This window comes from Rathayibacter sp. AY1C4 (genome assembly GCF_002932195.1).
GTDB lineage: Bacteria > Actinomycetota > Actinomycetes > Actinomycetales > Microbacteriaceae > Rathayibacter.
On the sequence record NZ_PSWE01000003.1, the window covers coordinates 129,564 to 150,962 of the forward strand.

Here is a 21,399-nt window from a genome sequence, read left to right on the forward strand (position 1 = left end):
GGATCGGCCGCGGCATGGGCGAGCTCGCCGAGCGGATGGGGATCCTCTGGCACGAGCTCACCCCGCAGCACTCGGTGGCCTCGATGCCCGTCGAGGGCAACCGGCAGCCGGTCGGCATCCTGCACGGCGGCGCACACGTCGTGCTCGCCGAGTCGATGGGCTCGATCGCGGCGAACGTGCACGCCGGCGCGGGCCGCCTGGCGATGGGCATCGAGCTGAACGCGAGCCACAGCCGGTCGGTCCACTCGGGCTTCGTGATCGCCACCTGCGACGCGATCCACCTGGGCTCCACCCTCACCACCCACGAGATCGTCGTGCGCGACCAGGAGGGGCGCCGCCTCTCCACCGTGCGGATCACCAACATCATCCGCGACGCCCGCTGACGGGAGCGGACGGGTCCCCCTCGCGGGAGTGGAGGGCGACGACCACGCCCAGGACCGCGACCGCCGTCGGGACCGCCCGTGCCTGCGACTGACGGGGGATCGACCGGTCGGCCGCGCCGCTCGGGGACCCGGCACCGCGGCGAGCGGCACTGTCAAGCGACGGCGCGCGACTGTGCCCGGTGGTGCCCGAAGGGCGACACTGAGCGGATGAGCCTTCGCCATCTCCTCAAGAGCCTCCCGTCCATGCCCTCCGAGCTGCCCTCGTTCGATGCGGAGGCGGCTCCGGCCGATCCTCTCGAGCTGTTCGCGCAGTGGCTCGAGGAGGCGAAGGACGCGGGCCAGCTCCTCCCCCACGGCGCCACGCTCTCCACCGCCTCCGACGACGGCACCGTCTCGGCGCGCGTGCTCGTGCTGCGCGAGATCGACGAGGCGGGCTGGGCGTTCTCCACCCATGCCACCAGCCCCAAGGGACGCGCCATGGAGGAGAACCCGCACGCCGCGCTGACCTTCTTCTGGCCGGTCCAGGGCCGTCAGGTCCGGGTCGAGGGCCGGGTCGAGCGCGCCTCCGCGCAGGAGTCGGCCGACGACTTCCGCCGCCGCTCCGAGGCCGCTCGCACCGCCCTGCTCGTCGGACGCCAGAGCGAGCCGATGCGCAGCGCGCAGGACTTCGGCCTCGTCACGCTCCAGACCAGCGTCGCCGTGGGCTGCTCGCCCGCGACGCTCGACCGGGAGTGGGCCGTCTACCGCGTCGTGCCCGAGCGCATCGAGTTCTGGCAGGGCTCGACCGCGCCGGAGCAGGATCACACCCGTCTCGAGTACCGCCCGGGAACGACGGAGGCGGGCGGCTCCCCGTGGGAGCGCACCCGCCTCTGGCCCTGAGGCCGTGGGCCCTCGGGCCCGGCCTCGCGCTAGGCCTTCTTCGTGCTCAGCTGCTCGATGATCGCCTGCGCGACGTCGTGCATGGTGAGCCGGCGGTCCATGGAGGCCTTCTGGATCCAGCGGAACGCCTCGGGCTCGGTGAGCCCCATCTTCTCGTTGAGCAGGCCCTTGGCGCGGTCGACGAGCTTGCGGGTCTCGAAGCGCTCGACCATGTCGGCGACCTCGGCCTCGAGGGTGAGGATCTGGGCGTACCGCGAGAGGGCGATCTCGATCGCGGGCAGCAGGTCGTTGGGCGTGAAGGGCTTCACGACGTAGGCGAGCGCTCCGGCCTCGCTGGCGCGCTCGACGAGCTCCTTCTGGCTGAAGGCGGTGAGCAGGACGACGGGCGCGATGTGCGCCTTCGAGAGGCGCTCGGCCGCCGAGATGCCGTCGAGCTGGGGCATCTTGACGTCCATGATGACGAGATCGGGGCGCAGCTCGGTGGCGAGGGCCACAGCGGTCTCGCCGTCGCCGGCCTCGCCGACGACCTCGAAGCCGTTGTCGCGGAGGATCTCCACGATGTCGAGGCGGATGAGGGATTCGTCTTCGGCGACGACGACCCGACGGGGTGCGGTCGACGAGGGTTCCTGGTCAGTCACGCCGATGAGCCTACGGTATTCTCGACGGGCTGGTGATGAGCCGGTGTGGCGGAATGGCAGACGCGGGGCACTCAAAATGCTCTGTCCGAGAGGGCTTGTGGGTTCGAGTCCCACCACCGGTACCCGCCTGGTCGCGCGGTGCGCGCCTCCGCTCGCTAGCGTCGTCGGATGAGCACCGACCCCTGGCCCCTGTTCTCGCTGGAGCTGCGCACGCCGCGGCTCGAGCTGCATCCGGTCCGCGACGCCGACCTCGGCCCTCTCGCCGAGGCAGCCCTCGCGGGCGTGCACGAGAGCGGCCGCTCGCCGTTCCCCTCCCCCTGGGCCGAGGCGCCGGCGGAGCGCCTGCCCGGCGAGCTCGCCCGCTTCCACTGGTCGCAGCGCGCGCAGACGACGCGGGAGTCGTGGCGCGTCGCGTTCGCCGTGGTCGAGGACGGCCGGGTCGTCGGCTGCCAGGACGTGGTCGCCGAGTCCTTCGCCGCCACCCGCACCCTGACCTCGGGCTCGTGGCTCACCCGCTCGGCGCAGGGCCGCGGCCTCGGGCGGGAGATGCGAGCGGCCGTCCTCCTCCTCGCCTTCGACCACCTCGGAGCCGAGGTCGCCGAGAGCGCCGCTCTCGCCTGGAACACCCGCTCGATCCGGGTCTCGGAGGCCCTCGGCTACCGGCCGAACGGGACGCACCGGATCGTCGGTCCGGACGGTGCGCCGGTCGAGGAGCTGCGGTTCCGCGTCACACCGGAGACCCTGGTGCGGCCGGAATGGACGCTGGAGGCCTCGGGGATCGACGCCGCACGAGCGGTCCTCGTCCAGGATCCGCTCGGTCCGCCCTCCCCCGTCTGATTCACCAGAACATCGTGCCCGGCGAGCCCTTGAACGGACCGACCACGCGCGAGGTGATCCAGCCGCCGTAGAAGTCGCCCGGCTGCGGCTGGACCGCCTCGCCGTCGACCGTGCAGGAGTCCATCCGGCCGGGGTAGAGGGCGACGGTGTCGACGAGGGCCTCGAAGCCGGCCATCGGCTCGGGGTAGGTCCAGCCCGCCGCCTCCGCGACCGCTCCTCCTCCCCCGCGCACGGTCAGGTAGGAGGCCGCGCCCTTGAACTCGCAGATGCTGCGGCCGGGCGCGGGCTCGAGCGCCCCGGGCGCGAACGAGGACACGGGGAGGTAGTAGACGGGAGGGTGGCTCGTCTCGAGGACGCGGAGAGCGTCGCGGGACTCGGCGACGACGACGCCGCCCAGCCGCACGACCACGTGCTCGGTGGTGGTCTCGACCCTCGGGGGTCGCGGGTAGTCCCAGACGGATTCCTGGCCCTCGGCGGGCGGCACGCGCTTCATCCCGCTCACGCTACGCGGCGGGGAGCGGTGCTCCGGCGCCTCCCAGAGGATGCCCGGGCGGACGCCGCGGCTCCGCAGATCCCCGCCGCCGGGACGCGCGGGGGCCCCGGTCGCGTAACGTCGTCCCTGCGGCGGAACCCCGAGCCCGCGCGCAGAAGGAATCCAGAGTGCCCACCGAATGCATCCACGGCCTCGACATCGCGCTCTGCGACGTCTGCACCCCGAAGAAGCTCCCCGAGCAGGTCGGCCGTGCCACCCGCGCCCCCGCGCGCGTGCCCGGGACCTCCCGTGCGGCCACCGCCCGCGCCGCCGCCCGCGGCACGGCGCGCGAGAAGCCCCTGCCGAAGGTCGACATCGCCGCGCAGCGGATCTACCACGTCACCCACCTCGACAACCTCGAGGCGATCGTCGCCGCCGGCGCGATCCTGGCGGACCAGCAGCTCCAGGAGCGCCCCGCGATCGACGTCAGCGCCGAGACCACCCGCGAGCACCGCCGTGCCGTGCAGGTGAAGGACGGCGTCAGCGTCGCCGGCTTCGTGCCCTTCTTCCTCTCCCCCGACGCCGCCCTCTGGGCCGACCTGCGCGGCGAGCGGGTCGCTCCGCACTGGTCGCCGAGCGCCCACGAGACCACCGCTTCGCAGTACGTCGTCCTGGTGGGCTCGCTCGCCTCCGCCCCGGTCCTGAGCGACGGCGACGCCTCCCACGTCCTCACGCGCTTCACCGAGGGCGACGCGCTCGTGCGCACCTTCGCGCGCCTCCTGGTCGACGAGCCGGCCCTGCGCAGCGCCGAGGCGCTCGTGCCCGAGCGCTTCCCGCTCGAGGGCGTCGCGACGGTCGGCGTGGCGTCGGTCGCCGCCCGCAACCGCGTCAAGGCTCTCTTCGAGGGCATCGACGCCTCTCCCCGCGTCGCCGTCTACCCGCCGTGGTTCCACCCGGTGGCCGAGGAGGAGTGACCCGGCGCTAGTCGGCCTCGAGGAGGTCGAGGCGGTCGGCCAGGTACCGGCGCAGCGGCATCAGTCCCTGCTCGCCCAGACCGGGCGCCCAGCGCACGAGCACCTCGGAGCCGCGCAGGGCCAGCGGCTCCTGGCCCGACTCGAGCGCTGCGGCGTCCAGTGCGAGGCGCCGCCAGCCGTAGTTGACGATCTCGCCCTCCTGGAACGGACCGTCGAAGGCGGCGCGCCGGATCTCGCGGCGCGCCTCCTGCGACTCGGACTGGTTGTTGGCGTGCAGCGGAGCGACGGCACGAGTGACCGATCCCGTCGCGAGGAGCTCGCCCTCGCGTCCGAGGAGCACCACGCCGAGGCGCCACGCGCGGGTCACCGGCGCCATCACCGGCTTGCGGCGGAAGCCGAGGATCGCGCGCGGCGTCCGCAGCTCGGCGACGGCCTGGTCGGCGATGCCGCGGGCGTCGAGCTCTGCGGAGAGCTCGCGCAGGAGCGCGGCCAGATCGGCGGCGGCCTGCTCGGCCCCGGGTGCTGCGGGCATCGCTCCTCCTCGGCTCGTCCCGCCAGCCTACGGGCGCGGTGTGCACCGGCCACCCCGCTCCGCACCGCTAGCATCGCCTGACGACACCGAGGAGGACGAGCGATGCGCGTCATCATGATGGGCCCGCCCGGCGTGGGCAAGGGCACCCAGGCGGCCGTGCTGTCGCGCGAGCTGGGGGTGCCGGCGATCTCCACCGGCGATCTGTTCCGCGCGCACGTCGCCGACGGCACCGACCTCGGACGGCGTCTGCGGGCGCTCGTGGAGGCCGGCGAGTACGTGCCGGACGAACTGACGAACGCCCTGGTCGCCGAGCGCATCGCCGAGGAGGACGCCCGGGACGGGTTCATCCTCGACGGCTACCCGCGCACGCTCGCCCAGGTGGACGCGCTGGCGGAGCTCCTCGAGGAGCGGGGCACGCCGCTCTCGTGCGTCGTGCTGCTGACGGCCGACGCGGACGTGGTCCTCGAGCGGCTGCACGTGCGGGCGCAGGAGCAGGACCGCGCCGACGACGACCCCGAGGTGGTGCGGAACCGGATCGAGGTCTACGAGCGCGAGACGGCTCCTCTGGCGGAGGTCTACGACGAGCGCGAGCTCCTGGTGCGGATCGACGGCTCCGCCTCGCAGGACGAGGTCGCCGCGAGGATCATCGCGGCGTGCCGGCCCGAGTGAGCCGACCCGCCGCGACGCGGGGTCAGATCGCCGAGGCGAGGACCTCGTCGAGCTTGGCCGAGGCCTCCTCGTCGGTGCCCTTCAGGGCGAGCGAGAGCTCCGACACGAGGATCTGACGCGCCTTGAGGAGCATCCGCTTCTCGCCGGCCGAGACGCCGCCCGCCTGCTCGCGGCGCCACAGGTCGCGGACGACCTCGCTGACGCGGTACACGCTGCCGCTGGCCATCTTCTCCTGGTTGGCCTTGAAGCGGCGGGACCAGTTGCTGGCCTCCTCCGCGACGTCGCTGCGCAGGACGTCGTAGACCGCCTGGACTCCGGCGTCGTCGATGATCTCGCGGACGCCGACGAGCTCGGCGTTCTCGACGGGGAGGGTGATGGTGAGCTCGCTCGTGTGCACGTTCATCGTCATGAACGTCTTCTCGACGCCCTTGACCGAGCGCTTCTCGAGCCCGGTGATCGTCACCGCTCCGTGGTGCGGGTAGACCAGGGTCTCGCCGACCTCGAATGTCATCATGTCGTGCCTTTCGTCGTGGGGCGTGGTGGGAGTGAGGAGTCCAGGGGGCGCAGCGGCGCCGCGGCGAGCCAGGCCGGGAGCAGCGCGACGAGGTGCTCGACCAGCTCCTCGTCGGTGCCGTCGAGGGAGCCGGCGAGCCAGGCGCCGACCACGGAGAGGACGCCGCCGGCCGCGAAGACCGCGGTGAGCTCGGGGTCGACCGCTGCGGGGACGTCGACCCGGGCGAGCACCTCGCGGTGCAGGGCGAGCGCCGTGTCGAGCACGGCGTCGTCGGAGGCGACCCGGGCGGAGGGCCGCGCGCGGAGCCGGGCATGGAAGGCGTGGCGGTCGACCAGCCGCTCGACGAGCCGCGAGTAGCCGCGCTGCAGGGCGTCGGCTCCGGAGCGGTCGGCGGGATCGCCCTCGGCGACGTCGGCGACCACGAGGTCCTGGCGGAGCAGCGCGGAGGCGACTCCCGCCGCGTCGTCGAAGTGGGCGTAGAACGAGCTGCGGCTGATCCCGGCCTCGCGCACGATGTCGCTCACCGCGATGCCCTCGGCCCTCTCGCCGTCGCTCTGCATGACGAGCCGCTCGACCGCGTCGAACACGCGGCGGCGGGTGCGCCGGGCTCGCGGATCGGCGGAGCCGAGCGCCGAGGGGGACTCCGCCGCGGGCACGGAGGCGAGGCGGGCGGGAGTCATCGACGTCAGTCTACCACTTCCCGGACAGGTGTACGGGAAGAGCGTCAGGCGCCCGTACGAACCTGGTCGAGGCCGGCGATGCGGTCGATCGCGGCCTGCTCGCTCGGCGAGACCCGGCCGAGATACCGGCCCAGGAACACGAACAGCAGGCGGTTCGCCGTGATCGCGGGCCACCACGGGCGCCGGAGGCCCAGGAGCCTCCGCACCTCGGGGCTGAGTGAGGCGACCGCGCCGGCGAACAGCAGCGGGTAGACCACGCCCGCCTCGCCCGGCAGCCGGATGTCGCGGAGGAAGCCGACCGCCTCGTGCACGCGTGCGTCGGGCTTGAGCTCGCCCGCGAATCCGGCGAGCTGCGCGCGGAGCTCCGCGACGCTCTCGGGCGGATCCTGCACTCCGAGCAGCCGGCCGGAGGCGGCCCACTCGCGCACGTAGGCGTCGGGGCCGCCGGGGATCCGTCCGCCCCAGATCTCGTGGGCGCCGAGGAACGCGTCGGTGAAGGCGTCGTGCACCCAGAGCAGCAGGCGGGGGTCCTGCGCCGAGTAGGAGCGCTCACGCCCGCCGGCGTCCTCGTAGGAGCCGACGATCCGCTCGTGCACGCCGGTCACCCAGCGCGCCGCTCCGCTCGCCGCGGCGGTGTCGCCGAAGCTGGTGGTCAGGACCCAGCGGACCGTGTTGTCGAGCCGGCCCATCGGGTCCTCGCGGTAGCGGGAGTGGTCGTGCACACCGGCCATCGCTCCGGCGTGGAGGGTCTGCATGAGCAGAGCCCGCACTCCGGCGATCATCGTGGGCAGGCCGCCGTTGACCGCCCAGACCGCGCTGCCCGGTCCGAAGAGCCCGGCGTCGTCGCCCTTCTCGAGTGCCACGATCCAGTCGGCGCGGGGGCGGGGGCGGCGGCGTCTCATCCGCTCAGTGTGCGCTCGGATCCTGGGCCGCGGCTGGCCGTTCTGTCACCCTTCGTGGGGCCGTGGTCACTCGGCCAGCAGTTCGCGGACGTCGTCGGCCGACAGCGCCCGGGCGAAGAGCTCGCCCTCGTCGAGCACCGCCGTGCTGAGGCGGCCCTTGCGCTCCTGGAGGCGCACGATCTTCTCCTCGATCGTGTCCGTCGCCACCAGCCGGTACACGTTCACCCGCCGCTCCTGGCCGATGCGGTGCGCGCGGTCGACGGCCTGCGCCTCGGCCGCCGGGTTCCACCACGGGTCGAGGATGAAGACGTGGTCGGCCTCGGTGAGGGTGAGCCCGGTGCCGCCCGCCTTCAGGCTGATCAGGAAGACGGGCGCGGCTCCCGAGCGGAACTCCTCGATCACTCCCGCGCGGTCCCGCGTGGAGCCGTCGAGCTGCACGAACGGGATGCCGCGCCGACGCAGCCGCTCCCCCGCCCGCTCCAGGTACGAGGTGAAGGTGCTGAAGACGAGGGCCCGACGGCCTTCCGCGATCACGTCGTCGAGCTGCTCGACGAGCACGTCGAGCTTCGCGGACGGGACGTGCCGGTAGGCCGGGTCGACCAGGGACGCGTCGAGCGCGAGCAGGCGCAGGAGGGTGAGCGATCGGAACACCGTGAAGCGCTGCCGGTCGAGGTCGTCGACCAGGCCCAGGAGCTTCCGCCGCTCGCGCTGGAGGTAGCCGTCGTAGAGCACCCGGTGGGCGGGCGTCAGCGCGACCTCGATCGTCTGCTCCTGCTTCTCGGGGAGCTCCGGCGCCACCGCCTCCTTGGTGCGGCGGAGCAGGAACGGACGCAGTCGCCGGCGCAGTCTCTCGAGGCGGCGGCGCGCGCCCTCGGTGTGGCTGACGGTCCGTCCCTCGGACAGATCGGGCGAGGCGATGCCGACGGGCGCCTCCGCGTGCAGGATCGGCCGGGTGTACTCCTCGCGGAAGCGGCGCAGCGGCGGCAGGAGCCCGGGCGCCACCAGGGCGAGGACCGCCCAGAGCTCGTCGAGCGAGTTCTCCAGCGGTGTGCCGGTGAGCGCGAGCGTGACGGGCGCGCCGACCCCGCGGGCGGCCCGGTGCGTCTGCGAGGCGGGGTTCTTGACGAACTGGGCCTCGTCGAGGATCAGCGCCGACCACGTCCTCGACGCCCAGCGCTCGCCGCCGAGGCGCAGGACCGCGTAGCTGGTGAGGACCACGTCCGCGTCGGCCGGGATCGCGTCGAGCGCGCCCTCCCGCGAGCTCGCGACGACGTGGACGCGCAGGGCGGGCGCGAAGCGCTCGGCCTCCGAGCGCCAGCCCGGCACGACCGAGGTGGGGGCGACCACGAGGAACGGCGCGCGGCGGATCCCGGCGCGGCCCGCCTCCTCGACCGCGTCGAGCATCATGGCCAGCGCCTGCAGGGTCTTGCCGAGGCCCATGTCGTCGGCCAGGATCCCGCCGAGCCCGTGACGGAGGCGGTGCACGAGCCAGGCGTAGCCCGCCCGCTGGTACGGACGCAGCCGGGCGGTCAGGCCCTCCGGCGGCTCCACGTCCTCCGGCGACCCGGCGGCCAGCGCGGAGTCGAGCACGGCGCGCCACGCGTCGGAGGGGACGCTCTCGTCGGCGAGCTCCTCCAGCTCGTTCCACAGCCCGGCCTGGTGCCGGCCGAGCCGCGGTCCCGTCTCCCACTCCTCGAGCTCGTCCGCCCGGGTCAGCAGCTCCCGGAGCCGGTCGAGGCCGGGGTGCGCGAGCGAGAGGTAGGAGTGGTCGACCAGGCGGATGCGGTCGCCGCCCGCGGCCAGAGCGCGGAAGAGGGGCAGGAACGGCACGGTCGCGTCGCCGATGGTCACGACGACGCCGAGGTCGAACCAGTCGGCGCTCTCGGTGTCGACCGCGGTGATGGTGAGCGTGAGCGGTCCGGTCAGCAGGCGGTAGTCCGGGGCCGCGCCCTCGCGCTCGATCCGGACCCCGCCGATCCCCTCCAGCTGCGGGAGCTGCTCCACCACGAACACCGCCGCCTCGGCCCCGCGCAGGACCGCGCTCGTCCCCGGCTCCGGCACGAGAGCGGACCCGGCCTCGCCGAGCACCGAGCGCACCCGGCGGAGCACCGCGCGCTCGAGAGCGGCGTCGGCCGTGCCGTCGAGCTCGCCCGCGCGATCGGCCGAGCGGCGCCAGTGCCAGCCCACGCTGACGGCGCGCCGCGGCTCGAACGAGACCGTGCAGACCAGGCGCGGGGGCTCCGGATCGTCCAGGACGAGGTCGACGCCCTCCTCGCGCACCGCGACGCGGCCGCGGAGGGCGGGGAGGTGCTCGCCGACGAACTCGGGCACGTCCTCCGCCGGGACCTCCGTCTCCTCGGGGTGGTCGAGGAGCCGCAGCTCCTCGTCGTCGAAGGGCAGGGACGCGGGCGCGAGCAGGAGCGAGGACGGATCGCCGCCCTCGACCGCGTAGACGCCGTGCCGGGCGACCGGACGCGCCGACTCGGGTGCGTGCTCCGCGCCGTCGATCCGCAGGACGGGCCGCAGCCGCAGGCCTCCCGCCTCCGCCGAGACCGTCACCGCCACATGGGCGGGACCGGCGAGGCGGACCGCGCCCTTCTCCGGGGCGAGCAGCGGGATCCCGGCGGCCTGCGCCTGCTCGAGCAGCCGCCAGAGCAGCGGGCTCTCGTAGTCGTCGAGGTGGATCCAGTCGGGGTCCTGCCCCAGGTGGACGGTGCGCGTGGCGCGGTGCAGGGCCGCGAACTCGGCGAACCAGCGCTGGTGAGCGGGGTCGAGCGAGAGCCGGTGGGTCTGGAAGTTCAGCGACTTCCAGGTGAGGGTGGTGCGGTTCCAGGCGCCCCCGCGCCCGCGGACGACGGGGCGGGTGGCCAGACGGTGGTCGCGGCGCTCGGCGGCGTCGTAGGTCTTCGCCGTGACGCGCTCGCTCGCCGGCGCCCGCCAGGGATCGTCGGCCCGGCGCACCAGCCGGCGCAGCTCGAACTGCAGCCCGATCGGAGTGAGGACGGGCGGCGACTCGGCCTCGGCGGGTCCGCTGAGCTCGCCGACGCGGGCGCGCCAGGAGGAAGGGGTCGACTCGGGAGGCACCGCCCCATGCTGCCACGCGCCGCCGACACCCCCGCCCGCACCGCGTGACGGGCAGAATCGGAGGATGACCAGCAGCGACTCCCCCGCGCCCACCGTCCTCACCCTCGGCAGCGAGAGCCTGCGCCTCGCCCTGACGACCGCCGGGGCCGAGATGACGTCCCTCCGCGACGACGAGGGCCGCGAGTACCTGTGGCAGGCCGGCCCGGAGTGGCGCCGGCACGCTCCCGTCCTGTTCCCGATCATCGGGCGCCTCCCCGGCGACACGCTGCACCACGACGGCGCGGACCACCGGATGGGGCAGCACGGCTTCGCGCGGGACCGGGTCTTCGAGCTCGCGGGCGTCTCGGCGGACGAGGCGGTGTTCCGGCTCCGGAGCGACGACGCCACGCGCGCGGTGTTCCCCTTCGACTGGACGCTCCTCATCGCCTACGCCGTGACCGGCGCCTCGCTCCGGATCACCCAGACCGTCGAGAACAGGGGTCCCTCTCCGCTGGGCTTCTCGCTCGGCAACCACCCGGCCTTCGCGCTGCCGCTGCCCGAGGGCCGCGGCGAGCACCGCATCCGCTTCGCGCAGCCCGAGCCGGAGGGGTACCGCCGCGCTCCGGAGAACCTGCTGCTCGAGGCGCGCCACCCGGCGCCGCTCGAGGACGGGGTCCTGACAGTGGACGACGCGCACTTCGAGGAGGGCGTGATGATCTTCGACGAGCCGCGCCGGCGGACCCTCCGGCTCGAGGCCGACGGCGCCGCCCGCGCGATCGTCGTCGACACCGGGGACTTCGACGTGGTCGGCGTGTGGAAGCCCGTCGGGGCCCCGTTCGTCTGCCTCGAGCCCTGGCGGAGCGTCCCGACCCCCGAGGGCTGGGACGGCGACATCGTCGACAAGCCGCGCCAGATCGTCCTCGAGCCGGGCGGCCGGCGGTCGCTGTCCTACAGCATCGCGCTGAGCTGAACGTCCTCGCGCTGGATCTGCGCGTCGAGCAGCTCGAAGCGGCGGATGATCAGCCCCTCGCGGGTGGCCCAGGGGCAGATCACCAGCGTCTCGATGCCGAGGGCGTCCATGGCCGCCTCCGCGACGAGAGCGCCCGCGAGCAGCTGCGGAGCCCGCAGAGCGGAGACGCCGGGCAGCGCTGAGCGGTCGGCCGCGCTGATCGCGGCGAGGCGAGCGGACCACAGCCGGAGGTCGACCAGGTGCAGCTCCCGGCGCACCAGCGGACCGGCGGCGCTCGGAGCGGCGCCGGTGATCCGCGCCAGAGACCGGAAGGTCTTCGACGTGCCTGCGACCAGGTCGGGGCGCCCCAGGGCGAGGAAGCCGCGGACGGGCTCCGCGAGCACCTCGCGGGCGTGACGCCGGGCAGCCTTCACGCTCGTGGCCGAGGCGGGATCGCCGACCAGCAGGTCCCGCGTCACCCGCCCCGCTCCGAGCGGGACCGACACGGCGAGCTCGGGCACCTCGTCCACGCCCATCGAGAGCTCGAACGAGCCGCCGCCGATGTCGAGGTCCAGGATCGAGCCCGCGCCCCAGCCGAACCAGCGGCGCACGGCGAGGAAGGTGGCCGACGCCTCCGCCTCGCCGCCGAGCTCCTGGAGGTGCACGCCCGTCTCGGCGCGGACCCGGTCGAGGACCGCCGCGCCGTTGCCGGCCTCGCGGATCGCCGAGGTCGCGAACGCCAGCAGGTCCTCCGCGCGGTGCTCGCGGGCGACCTCGGCGGCCTCGGTCACGAACGCGATCAGCTCGCGCTGGCCACGCTCGGTGATCTCCCCCGCCTCGTCGAGGTGCGCCACGAGAGCGAGGCTCCGCTTGTGCGAGCGGTAGGGCACCGGGCGGGCGCCGGGGTGCGCGTCGACGAGGAGCAGGTGGACCGTGTTGGAGCCGATGTCGAGCACGCCGAGTCGCATGGGTCCACGGTATCCGCCCGCGGAGGCGCGTCCCGCCACGCGGACCGCCGGGGAACGCCGGAGGGCCCGGCCGCTCGCGCGACCGGGCCCTCCGGGGGTGCTGGACTCAGTGGTCCCAGTTCTCGACCCTGTCGGCCGAGCTGGACGAGCCGACGATGTGCACCCGCATGTCGTTCGTCGTGCCGGCGCGCCCGGGGGGCGATCCGGAGACGACGACCACGGTCTCGCCCGCCTGGGCGAGGCCCTCGCGGAGCAGCACCGCGTCCACCTGCGCGAACATCGCGTCGGTGTGGTTGACGCGCGGCGTGACGAAGGACTGGACGCCCCAGTTCAGCGCCATGCGGCGCCGGACGGCGGGCTCGGGGGTGAAGCCGATGATCGGGATGCCGTGGCGCAGGCGCGTCATGCGGCGGACCGAGTCGCCCGACTCGGTGAACACGCAGAGGAACTTCGCCTCGACGAACTCGGCGACCTCGGCGGCGGCCAGCGTGACGGATCCGCCCTGGGTGCGGGGCTTGCTCCCCAGCGGGGGGATGCGCTCCAGGCCGTGCTCCTCGGTGGACTCGACGATGCGGGCCATGGTCTGCACGGTGACGACGGGCCAGGCTCCGACGCTGGTCTCGCCCGAGAGCATGACCGCGTCCGCGCCGTCGAGGATGGCGTTCGCGACGTCCGAGGCCTCGGCCCGCGTGGGGCGGGGGCTCTCGATCATCGACTCGAGCATCTGGGTCGCGACGATGACCGGCTTCGCCCAGCGGCGGGCGAGCTCGACGGCGTGCTTCTGCACGATCGGCACCGCCTCGAGGGGCAGCTCGACGCCGAGGTCGCCGCGGGCGACCATGATGCCGTCGAAGACGTCGATGATCTCCTGCAGGTTGTCGACCGCCTGCGGCTTCTCGATCTTGGCGATGACGGGAGCCTTGCGGCCCTCCTCCGCCATGATCTCGTGCACGCGCTCGATGTCGCTGGCGTTGCGCACGAAGGAGAGGGCGATGATGTCGGCGCCGAGGCGGATCGCCCAGCGGAGGTCGTCCTCGTCCTTCTGGGAGAGGGCGGGGACGTTGACCGCGACACCGGGCAGGTTGATGCCCTTGTTGTTCGAGACGTTGCCGGGGACGACGACCTCGGTGACGACCCGGGGGCCCTCGACGGCGGTGACGCGGACAGCGACCTTGCCGTCGTCGATGAGGAGCATGTCGCCCGGGTTCACGTCGTCCGGGAGGCCCTTGAACGTGGTGCCCGAGAGCTCGCGCGTGCCGAGGACGTCCTCGGTGGTGATGGTGAAGACGTCGCCCTCGGCGAGGGCGTACGGGCCGCCCTCGAACTTGCCGAGGCGGATCTTCGGACCCTGCAGGTCGACGAGGATCGCGACCGCGCGCCCGGCGTCGTCCGCGGCCTTCCGCACGATGCGGTAGATGCCTTCGTGGACGTCGTAGCTTCCGTGACTGAGGTTCATGCGGGCCACGTCCACGCCGGCGTCGATGATCGCACGAATGGTCTCGTACGACGACGTTGCCGGGCCGAGGGTGGCGACGATTTTCGCTCGTCTCATTGAGGGGGTGCTCCGTTGTTCTGCGCCCGGAGGCGCGTCGTTAGCGGGGAGGGTGAGCTGATTGCTGGCGGGCCGAGACTATCGCGTCCCGGGGACTAGAGCGTGAAGCCCCGGTCGTTGGGGCCGACCGGCGCCGGCAGCTGGGTCGTGCCCTCGAGGTAGCGGTCGACCTCGGCCGCGACGGAGCGGCCCTCCGCGATCGCCCAGACGATCAGGGACTGGCCGCGCCCGGCGTCGCCGGCCACGAAGACGCCGGGGACGGTGGTCTCGAAGGCGTCGCCGCGCGCGACGTTGCCGCGCTCGGTGAAGGGGACGTCGAGCTGGCGGCCGAGGTGGTCCGCCTCCGGGCCGGTGAAGCCGAGGGCGAGCAGGACCAGGTCGGCCGGGATCTCGCGCTCGGTGCCCGCCTTGGGGACGCGGCGCCCGTCGAGGTACTCGGTCTCGGCCACGCGCACCGCGCGGACCTCGCCGCCCTCGTTCGCGAGGAACTCCACGGTCGACGCGAGGAACATCCGCTCCCCGCCCTCCTCGTGGGCGCTCGAGACCTCGAACACGGTCGGGTCCATCGGCCAGGGCTGGCTGTCCGGGCGCTGCGACGGCGGCTGCTGCCCGATCGCCAGGTTCGTGACCGACGCGGCCTTCTGGCGGTGGGCGGTGCCGATGCAGTCCGCTCCGGTGTCGCCTCCGCCCAGGACGACGACGTGCTTGCCCTCGGCCGAGATCTGCTCGAAGACGCGGTCGCCCGCGATCGCGCGGTTCGACTGCACGAGGTACTCCATGGCGAAGTGCACGCCGTCGAGGTCGCGACCCGGGATCGGCAGGTCGCGCGGCACGAGAGCACCGGTGGCGACCACGACCGCGTCGTAGCGCGCCCGCAGGTCGTCCCAGGTGATGTCGGAGCCGATGTCGACGCCCGCGCGGAACCGGGTGCCCTCGGCCTTCATCTGGTTCAGGCGGAGCTCGAGGTGCTTCTTCTCCATCTTGAAGTCCGGGATCCCGTAGCGCAGGAGGCCGCCGATGCGGTCGTCGCGCTCGTAGACCGCGACGGTGTGCCCGGCGCGGGTGAGCTGCTGAGCGGCGGCGAGCCCCGCCGGGCCGGAGCCGACGACCGCGACGGTCTTGCCGGTCAGGCGCTCCGGCGGGTGCGGCTGCACCCAGTCGTTGCCGAAGGCCTGATCGATGATCGAGACCTCGATCTGCTTGATCGTGACGGCGGGCTGATTGATGCCGAGCACGCAGGACGACTCGCACGGCGCCGGGCAGAGCCGGCCCGTGAACTCCGGGAAGTTGTTCGTCGCGTGCAGGCGCTCGATCGCCTGGCGGCCCTCGCCGCGCCACATCAGATCGTTCCACTCGGGGATCAGGTTCCCCAGCGGGCAGCCCTTGTGGCAGAACGGGATGCCGCAGTCCATGCAGCGGCCCGCCTGCCGGCGCAGCACGGCGGAGTCGCCCTGCTCGTAGACCTCTTTCCAGTCCATCAGGCGGACGGACACGGGACGCCGCTTGGGCAGCTCCCGGTCCTGCACCTTCAGGAACCCCTTGGGATCAGCCACCGGTCACCTCCAGAATCCGTCCCCAGACGACGTCGCCGTCGGGGTCGAGCCCCTCCTCCACAGCGGATGCGCGCGTCGCGAGCACCGCGGCGAAGTCGCGGGGCAGTACCTTGACGAAGCGCGAGACCGTTCCGTCGAAATCGTCGAGCATCCCCTGGGCCAGGGTCGACTCGGTCTCCGCGACGTGCCGCTCGAGCAGGTCGCGCAGGATCTCCACGTCGGCGCTGCCGAGCTCGGAGAGGGTCAGCTCGCCGGAGGCGATCGCGTCGCGGTTCACGAGCTCGCGGCGCAGGCCGTGGATGTAGGCCGTGCCGCCCGACATGCCGGCGCCGAGGTTCCGCCCGGTCTCGCCGAGGATCACCGCCAGGCCGCCGGTCATGTACTCGAGCGCGTGGTCGCCCACTCCCTCGACCACCGCGGTGGCGCCGGAGTTGCGGACCAGGAAGCGCTCGCCGACCATCCCGCGGATGAACATCGTGCCCTGGGTCGCCCCGTAGCCGATCACATTGCCCGCGATCACGTTCGTCGAGGCGTCGAAGGTGCTGCGGCGGTCCGGCCGCACCACGATCTGGCCGCCCGAGAGGCCCTTGCCGACGTAGTCGTTGGAGTCGCCCTCGAGCCGCAGCGTGATGCCGGCGGGGAGGAACGCTCCGAGCGACTGCCCGGCCGAGCCGCGGAGCGACACGACGATGGAGTCGGCCGGCAGGCCGTTCTCGCCGAATCGGACGGTGACCTCGTGGCCCAGCATGGTGCCGACGGCGCGCTCGGTGTTCTTGATCTCGCGCTCGATCCGCACGGTGCCGCGGTGGTCGAGCACGTTCGCCGCGAGGCGGATCAGCTCGTTGTCGAAGTGGTGCTCGAGCTCGTGCTCCTGCGCGCGGCCGTGGCGGCGAGGCTCCTCCGCCGTGAAGACCGGTCCGACGAGGATCGGCGTCAGGTCGAGCCCGCTCGCCTTCCAGTGCTCGATCGCCTGGTCGACGTCGAGCAGCTCGCGGTGGCCGACGATCTCGTCGACGCTCCGGAAGCCGAGCTGCGCGAGGTACTCGCGCACCTCCTGGGCGATGAACTCGAAGAAGTTGACGACGAACTCGGGCTTGCCGGAGAACCGCTGGCGCAGCTCCGGGTTCTGCGTCGCGACGCCCACCGGGCAGGTGTCGAGGTGGCAGACGCGCATCATGATGCAGCCCTCGACGATCAGCGGAGCCGTCGCGAAGCCGAACTCCTCGGCTCCGAGCAGCGCGCCGATGACGACGTCGCGACCGGTCTTCATCTGGCCGTCGACCTGCACGACCACGCGGTCGCGCATGCCGTTGAGCATCAGCGTCTGCTGGGTCTCGGCCAGGCCGAGCTCCCAGGGCGTGCCCGCGTGCTTGAGCGAGTTCACCGGGCTCGCGCCGGTGCCGCCGTCGTGACCCGAGACGAGGATCACGTCGGCGAGGGCCTTCGCGGTGCCGGCGGCGACCGCTCCGATGCCCGACTGGCTGACCAGCTTCGCGTGGATGCGCGCCGACGGGTTCGCCCGCTTGAGGTCGAAGATCAGCTGCTTCAGGTCCTCGATCGAATAGATGTCGTGGTGCGGCGGCGGCGAGATCAGGCCGACACCGGCGGTCGCGTGCCGAGTGCGCGCGATCCACGGGTACACCTTCGTGGGCGGGAGCTGACCGCCCTCGCCGGGCTTGGCACCCTGGGCGAGCTTGATCTGGATGTCGTCGGCGTGGGTGAGGTACATGCTCGTGACGCCGAAGCGGCCCGAGGCGACCTGCTTGATCGCGGAGCGGCGCTCCGGGTCGAGCAGCCGCTCGGTGTCCTCGCCGCCCTCGCCGGTGTTCGACTTGGCGCCGAGGCGGTTCATCGCGATGGCGAGCGTCTCGTGCGCCTCCGGCGAGATGGAGCCGTAGCTCATCGCGCCCGTCGAGAAGCGCTTGACGATCGCCTCGACCGGCTCGACCTCGTCGATCGGGATCGGCGTGCGCCCCGCGGTGTCGAGCTTGAACATGCCGCGGAGGGTCATCAGCGAGCTCGCCTGGTCGTCGACCATCTTCGTGTACTCGCGGAAGACGTCGTAGCGGCGGTTGCGCGTCGAGTGCTGCAGGCGGAACACCGTGTCCGGGTTGAACAGGTGCGGGGCGCCGTCGCGGCGCCACTGGTACTCGCCGCCGACCGCCAGGCGCTCATGCGCGACGATCGCGCCGTCCTCGGGGTACGCGGCGCGGTGACGCGCGGCGTTCTCCTCGGCGACGACGTCGATGCCGATGCCGCCGAGCTTCGAGACGGTGCCGGTGAAGTACTGGTCGACGAACGCCTGGCTGAGGCCGACGGCCTCGAAGGTCTGCGCCCCGGCGTAGCTCGACACGGTGGAGATGCCCATCTTGGACATGATCTTCAGCACGCCCTTGCCGAGCGCCTTGATCACGTTCTTCACGGCCTTCTCCGGCGAGACGTCCGACAGCATGCCGCTGCGGACGAGGTCCTCGCAGGTCTCCATCGCCAGGTACGGGTTGACCGCGGAGGCGCCGTAGCCGATGAGCGTCGCCACATGGTGCACCTCGCGGACGTCGCCCGCCTCGACCACGAGCCCCACTCGCATCCGGTTCTCGGTGCGGATGAGGTGGTGGTGCACGGCGGCGAGCATCAGCAGCGAGGGGATCGGCGCGAGGTCCTTGGTGGAGTCGCGGTCCGAGAGCACCAGGAACTGCGCTCCCGCGGCGATGGCCTCGTCGGCCTCGTCGCACATCTCGTCGATGCGGTCCTGCATCGCGCGGGGTCCCGCGTCGACGCGGTAGAGGCCGCGGATCGTCGTGGTGATGTGGCTCAGCGGGCGCGGCGCGATGTGCTGGATCTTCGCGAGCTCGTCGTTGTCGATGACCGGGAAGTCGAGGACGACCTGGCGCGCGTGCTCGGCACCGGCGGTCAGCAGGTTGCGCTCGGGGCCGAGGCCCAGGCGGAGCGAGGTCACGACCTCCTCGCGGATCGAGTCCAGCGGCGGGTTCGTCACCTGCGCGAAGGCCTGCGTGAAGTAGTCGAAGAGCAGGCGGGGGCGCTTGGACAGGACGGCCACGGGGGTGTCCGAGCCCATCGCTCCGAGCGGCTCCGCACCGGCGCGCGCCATCGGCAGCAGGAGGAGGCGGACCTCCTCCTCGGTGTAGCCGAAGGTGCGCTGGCGGCGGTTGACCGAGGCGGGCGTGTGCACGATGTGCTCGCGCTCGGGGAGGTCCTTGAGGTTGATGCGGCCCTTCTCGAGCCACTCCTCGAACGGACCGGAGGCGGCGAGCTGCCCCTTGATCTCCTCGTCCTCGACGATGCGGCCCTGCTCGGTGTCGACCAGGAACATGCGGCCGGGCTGCAGGCGTCCCTTGCGGACCACCTTCGCGGGGTCGATGTCGAGCACGCCGATCTCGCTGGCGAGCACCACGAGCCCGTCGTCGGTGACGACGTAGCGGCCGGGTCGGAGCCCGTTGCGGTCGAGGGTGGCGCCGACGAGCTCGCCGTCGGTGAAGACGATCGCGGCCGGGCCGTCCCACGGCTCCATGAGCATCGAGTGGTACTCGTAGAACGCGCGGCGCTTCGGGTCGAGCGCGCCGTCCTGGTTCTCCCAGGCCTCCGGCACCATCATCATGATCGCGTGCGGGAGCGACCGGCCGGCCAGATTGAGCAGCTCGACGGTCTCGTCGAACGAGGCGGAGTCGCTGCGGCCGGGCGAGACGATCGGGAACAGCGGGGCCAGGTCGCCCAGCTCGCGGCTCTTCAGCTGCGACTGGCGCGCGCGCATCCAGTTGCGGTTGCCCTGCACCGTGTTGATCTCGCCGTTGTGCGCGATCATCCGGAACGGCTGAGCGAGCGGCCACGAGGGGAAGGTGTTGGTGGAGTACCGGGAGTGCACCAGCGCGAGCTTCGACGCGAAGCGCTCGTCGGACAGGTCCGGGTAGAACGGCTCCAGCTGGAGCGTCGTCACCATGCCCTTGTAGACGAGCGTGCGGCTCGAGAGCGACATGAAGTAGACCTCGAGCTCGCGCTCGACGCGCTTGCGCAGGCGGAAGGTCAGGCGGTCGAGGCGCACGGAGGAGAGGGGCGTGCCGCTCTCGTCGGTCAGCTCGCTCCGGATGAACAGCTGCTCGATCGCCGGCATGGCGGCCCGGGCGAGCGTGCCGATCTCGTCGGGCTGCACGGGCACGGACCGCCAGCCGACCACGGCGAGGTTCTCCTCGCGGGCGATGTCGGCGATCGTCGACTTGACCCGCTCGCGCTCGAACACGTCCACCGGGAGGAAGGCGTTGCCCACCGCGTACTGGCCCAGCGGCGGGAGCTCGAAGGGAGCGACCGCGCGGAGGAACTCGTCCGGGATCTGCGTGATGATCCCCGCGCCGTCGCCCGTTCCCGCGTCGGAGCCGACGGCGCCGCGGTGCTCGAGGTTGCGCAGCGCGTTCAGCGCGGCGTCGATGATGTCGTGGCCGGCGGTGCCGCGCATGGTGGCGACCATCGCGAGACCGCACGCGTCCTTCTCGGCGGCCGGGTCGTACATCCCCTGCGCCGGCGGCATGCCCAGGAAGGGCACGGCGCGGGCCGGGGTCGAGGGCTGGGCGGAGGCCATGGGAACCGTCCTCACGGGGGTGATGGCTGATCGGGACGTCGCTGGCCCGCGGTGGTGGAGGAGGAGCGGCTCCCCGATCGGGAGGGCCGCAGGGTTCTGCCGTGGCGCGAGCGTCGCGCGCCGCCGGCGGTGCCTGCACGACGACCCGCCCGCGGCAGCGCTCGTGGCTGCGCCGCGATGGGGCGGTCGTGGAGGTGTCGGGCACCCGGGAGGCGGTCGCGGAGGCTCCGCGACCTCCGTCAGGTGCGGGAGACCGTCGGCTTCTCGGCGTCGGTGCCGGAAGCAGGGGTGGTGGTGTCGTCGGAGTCGGACTCGACGTCCTCGAATTCTACCGCAGCCGGGGCGGGCGTCCACTCGCGACCCGGCCGGTAGGCCGAGGGCTCGGCGCCCGGGTGCTCGCGCTTCTGGATCACCACGAGGACCAGGCCGATGACCACGGCGATGAGCGCGGCCCAGACGTTGGTGCGGATGCCCCAGAAGAACTCGCTCGGGTCGATCCGGATGGACTCGAACCAGACGCGGCCGATCCCGTACCAGATCAGGTAGGCGGCGAAGACGGTGCCCCACTGCAGCTTGAGACGGCGCTCGAGCAGGAGGATGACCGCGATGCCGACGACGTTCCAGAGGATCTCGTAGAGGAAGGTCGGGTGGAAGAGCGTGCCCGCCGGGAGGCCGACGGGGAAGGCCGGGTTGGTGGTCTCGATCTCGAGGCCCCAGGGCAGGGTCGTGGGCAGGCCGAAGAGCTCGTGGTTGAACCAGTTGCCCAGGCGCCCGAGCGCCTGAGCGGCGAGCATGCCGGGGGCGAGGGCGTCGGCGAAGGTCCAGAAGCGCACTCCTGTCCAGCGGCAGCCGATGAACGCGCCGACCGCGCCTCCGATGAGCCCGCCGAAGATTGCGTTGCCGCCGTTCCAGATGCGGACGACCTCCCACGGGTCGGCGCCGTCGTAGAAGTAGTCGCCGGGGTGGGTGAGCACGTGGTAGGCGCGGGCGCCGACGATGCCGAGCGGCACGGCCCAGATGATGATGTCGAGCACGACCCACGGCTCCGCGCCGCGGCGCTTGAGGCGCTGGTTCGTCATGATCGTCGCCACGATGATCCCCGCGAGGATGCAGAGCGCGTAGGTGTGGATCGCGAGCGTGAAGGTGCCGATCGTGAGGTCGTACTGACTCCACGCGTCGGGGGGGCTCGGAATGCTCAGCGGTACGGACACCGGTACTCGACCTTTCGAAGGAGGGGGTCCCCCGG

General features: G+C 72.8%; 18 protein-coding genes and 1 tRNA gene. 7 read left to right on the forward strand and 12 right to left on the reverse strand.

Translation table 11 applies throughout. The features are described 5' to 3' along the window. The first annotated feature begins 14 nt into the window (after window positions 1-14). The gene (locus C5C99_RS02605) at window positions 15-383 is read left to right on the forward strand and encodes a PaaI family thioesterase (protein WP_104222132.1); all 369 of its coding nucleotides are present in this window, start codon (window positions 15-17) and stop codon (window positions 381-383) included. Window positions 384-590: 207 nt separating this feature from the next. Next, window positions 591-1,262, forward strand: coding sequence for a pyridoxal 5'-phosphate synthase (locus C5C99_RS02610; RefSeq protein ID WP_104232645.1), 672 nt, complete (start codon window positions 591-593; stop codon window positions 1,260-1,262). A 29-nt stretch (window positions 1,263-1,291) separates the two neighbouring features. On the opposite strand, the gene C5C99_RS02615 is transcribed toward C5C99_RS02610, so the two are convergent. Further along, window positions 1,292-1,900 carry an ANTAR domain-containing response regulator gene (locus tag C5C99_RS02615; RefSeq protein WP_104221889.1) on the reverse strand — a complete coding sequence of 203 codons (609 nt, stop codon included), beginning with the start codon at window positions 1,898-1,900 and terminating at the stop codon, window positions 1,292-1,294. A gap of 39 nt (window positions 1,901-1,939) precedes the next feature. Here C5C99_RS02615 and C5C99_RS02620 point away from each other — a divergent pair. Both C5C99_RS02620 and C5C99_RS02625 read left to right on the forward strand, forming a co-directional pair. Then, window positions 1,940-2,022 (forward strand) — tRNA-Leu (locus tag C5C99_RS02620). Window positions 2,023-2,068: 46 nt separating this feature from the next. Beyond that, window positions 2,069-2,737: a GNAT family N-acetyltransferase gene (locus C5C99_RS02625; protein WP_104246795.1), complete on the forward strand. Its 669-nt coding sequence runs from the start codon at window positions 2,069-2,071 to the stop codon at window positions 2,735-2,737. Window position 2,738: 1 nt separating this feature from the next. Here the strand turns inward: C5C99_RS02625 and C5C99_RS02630 are convergent, their stop codons facing one another. Further along, window positions 2,739-3,230, reverse strand: coding sequence for a DUF427 domain-containing protein (locus C5C99_RS02630; RefSeq protein WP_104221885.1), 492 nt, complete (start codon window positions 3,228-3,230; stop codon window positions 2,739-2,741). 167 nt (window positions 3,231-3,397) lie between these two features. On the opposite strand from C5C99_RS02630, the gene C5C99_RS02635 reads away from it, so the two are divergent. Then, window positions 3,398-4,183, forward strand: coding sequence for a DarT ssDNA thymidine ADP-ribosyltransferase family protein (locus tag C5C99_RS02635; RefSeq protein ID WP_104221883.1), 786 nt, complete (start codon window positions 3,398-3,400; stop codon window positions 4,181-4,183). 7 nt (window positions 4,184-4,190) lie between these two features. On the opposite strand, the gene C5C99_RS02640 is transcribed toward C5C99_RS02635, so the two are convergent. Further along, window positions 4,191-4,715: a hypothetical protein gene (locus C5C99_RS02640; protein WP_104225304.1), complete on the reverse strand. Its 525-nt coding sequence runs from the start codon at window positions 4,713-4,715 to the stop codon at window positions 4,191-4,193. A gap of 102 nt (window positions 4,716-4,817) precedes the next feature. Here C5C99_RS02640 and C5C99_RS02645 point away from each other — a divergent pair, with 102 nt between their 5' ends. Next, window positions 4,818-5,384: an adenylate kinase gene (locus C5C99_RS02645; protein WP_104221879.1), complete on the forward strand. Its 567-nt coding sequence runs from the start codon at window positions 4,818-4,820 to the stop codon at window positions 5,382-5,384. Window positions 5,385-5,406: 22 nt separating this feature from the next. Here C5C99_RS02645 and C5C99_RS02650 read toward each other — a convergent pair whose 3' ends face one another. The 4 genes from C5C99_RS02650 to C5C99_RS02665 all read right to left on the reverse strand — a co-directional run bounded on the left by C5C99_RS02650 (window position 5,407) and on the right by C5C99_RS02665 (window position 10,564). Continuing rightward, window positions 5,407-5,895: a CarD family transcriptional regulator gene (locus C5C99_RS02650; protein ID WP_068257183.1), complete on the reverse strand. Its 489-nt coding sequence runs from the start codon at window positions 5,893-5,895 to the stop codon at window positions 5,407-5,409. Next, the gene (locus tag C5C99_RS02655) at window positions 5,895-6,578 is read right to left on the reverse strand and encodes a TetR/AcrR family transcriptional regulator (protein ID WP_104339553.1); all 684 of its coding nucleotides are present in this window, start codon (window positions 6,576-6,578) and stop codon (window positions 5,895-5,897) included. Before C5C99_RS02655 ends, C5C99_RS02650 begins: the two co-directional genes overlap by 1 nt. Window positions 6,579-6,622: 44 nt before the next feature. Continuing rightward, window positions 6,623-7,480, reverse strand: a complete 858-nt coding sequence (locus C5C99_RS02660; protein WP_104221875.1) for an oxygenase MpaB family protein — start codon at window positions 7,478-7,480, stop codon at window positions 6,623-6,625. A 66-nt stretch (window positions 7,481-7,546) separates the two neighbouring features. After that, window positions 7,547-10,564 (reverse strand): DEAD/DEAH box helicase, encoded by a 3,018-nt coding sequence (locus tag C5C99_RS02665; RefSeq protein ID WP_104339563.1) that lies wholly within the window; start codon window positions 10,562-10,564, stop codon window positions 7,547-7,549. A gap of 64 nt (window positions 10,565-10,628) precedes the next feature. Here C5C99_RS02665 and C5C99_RS02670 point away from each other — a divergent pair, with 64 nt between their 5' ends. Beyond that, window positions 10,629-11,513, forward strand: coding sequence for an aldose 1-epimerase family protein (locus C5C99_RS02670; protein WP_104221873.1), 885 nt, complete (start codon window positions 10,629-10,631; stop codon window positions 11,511-11,513). Here the strand turns inward: C5C99_RS02670 and C5C99_RS02675 are convergent. The 5 genes from C5C99_RS02675 to lgt form a co-directional block, all read right to left on the reverse strand. Next, window positions 11,492-12,460, reverse strand: coding sequence for an exopolyphosphatase (locus C5C99_RS02675; protein WP_104232654.1), 969 nt, complete (start codon window positions 12,458-12,460; stop codon window positions 11,492-11,494). The genes C5C99_RS02670 and C5C99_RS02675 overlap by 22 nt on opposite strands. A gap of 106 nt (window positions 12,461-12,566) precedes the next feature. Then, window positions 12,567-14,012: a pyruvate kinase gene (pyk, locus tag C5C99_RS02680; RefSeq protein ID WP_104339554.1), complete on the reverse strand. Its 1,446-nt coding sequence runs from the start codon at window positions 14,010-14,012 to the stop codon at window positions 12,567-12,569. A gap of 95 nt (window positions 14,013-14,107) precedes the next feature. Then, window positions 14,108-15,565 carry a glutamate synthase subunit beta gene (locus tag C5C99_RS02685; RefSeq protein ID WP_104246790.1) on the reverse strand — a complete coding sequence of 486 codons (1,458 nt, stop codon included), beginning with the start codon at window positions 15,563-15,565 and terminating at the stop codon, window positions 14,108-14,110. Next, complete coding sequence (gene gltB, locus C5C99_RS02690) at window positions 15,558-20,153, reverse strand: glutamate synthase large subunit (protein ID WP_104221865.1); 4,596 nt, start codon at window positions 20,151-20,153, stop codon at window positions 15,558-15,560. The genes C5C99_RS02685 and gltB overlap by 8 nt, the downstream gene beginning before the upstream one ends. A 239-nt stretch (window positions 20,154-20,392) precedes the next feature. Beyond that, on the reverse strand, window positions 20,393-21,364 hold the full coding sequence (gene lgt / locus C5C99_RS02695) for a prolipoprotein diacylglyceryl transferase (protein WP_258059820.1): 972 nt from the start codon (window positions 21,362-21,364) through the stop codon (window positions 20,393-20,395). Window positions 21,365-21,399: the final 35 nt, after the last annotated feature.

What these genes read in the sequence shown, in the direction of transcription:
- gltB (WP_104221865.1), bottom strand. Translation starts at nt 20,153, where the DNA reads ATGGCCTCCGCCCAGCCCTCGACCCCGGCCCGCGCCGTGCCCTTCCTG.
- C5C99_RS02675 (WP_104232654.1), bottom strand. Translation starts at nt 12,460, where the DNA reads ATGCGACTCGGCGTGCTCGACATCGGCTCCAACACGGTCCACCTGCTC.
- C5C99_RS02645 (WP_104221879.1), top strand. Translation starts at nt 4,818, where the DNA reads ATGCGCGTCATCATGATGGGCCCGCCCGGCGTGGGCAAGGGCACCCAG.
- C5C99_RS02670 (WP_104221873.1), top strand. Translation starts at nt 10,629, where the DNA reads ATGACCAGCAGCGACTCCCCCGCGCCCACCGTCCTCACCCTCGGCAGC.
- C5C99_RS02655 (WP_104339553.1), bottom strand. Translation starts at nt 6,578, where the DNA reads ATGACTCCCGCCCGCCTCGCCTCCGTGCCCGCGGCGGAGTCCCCCTCG.
- C5C99_RS02610 (WP_104232645.1), top strand. Translation starts at nt 591, where the DNA reads ATGAGCCTTCGCCATCTCCTCAAGAGCCTCCCGTCCATGCCCTCCGAG.
- C5C99_RS02605 (WP_104222132.1), top strand. Translation starts at nt 15, where the DNA reads ATGGGCGAGCTCGCCGAGCGGATGGGGATCCTCTGGCACGAGCTCACC.
- C5C99_RS02630 (WP_104221885.1), bottom strand. Translation starts at nt 3,230, where the DNA reads ATGAAGCGCGTGCCGCCCGCCGAGGGCCAGGAATCCGTCTGGGACTAC.
- C5C99_RS02640 (WP_104225304.1), bottom strand. Translation starts at nt 4,715, where the DNA reads ATGCCCGCAGCACCCGGGGCCGAGCAGGCCGCCGCCGATCTGGCCGCG.
- C5C99_RS02660 (WP_104221875.1), bottom strand. Translation starts at nt 7,480, where the DNA reads ATGAGACGCCGCCGCCCCCGCCCCCGCGCCGACTGGATCGTGGCACTC.
- pyk (WP_104339554.1), bottom strand. Translation starts at nt 14,012, where the DNA reads ATGAGACGAGCGAAAATCGTCGCCACCCTCGGCCCGGCAACGTCGTCG.
- C5C99_RS02650 (WP_068257183.1), bottom strand. Translation starts at nt 5,895, where the DNA reads ATGACATTCGAGGTCGGCGAGACCCTGGTCTACCCGCACCACGGAGCG.
- C5C99_RS02625 (WP_104246795.1), top strand. Translation starts at nt 2,069, where the DNA reads ATGAGCACCGACCCCTGGCCCCTGTTCTCGCTGGAGCTGCGCACGCCG.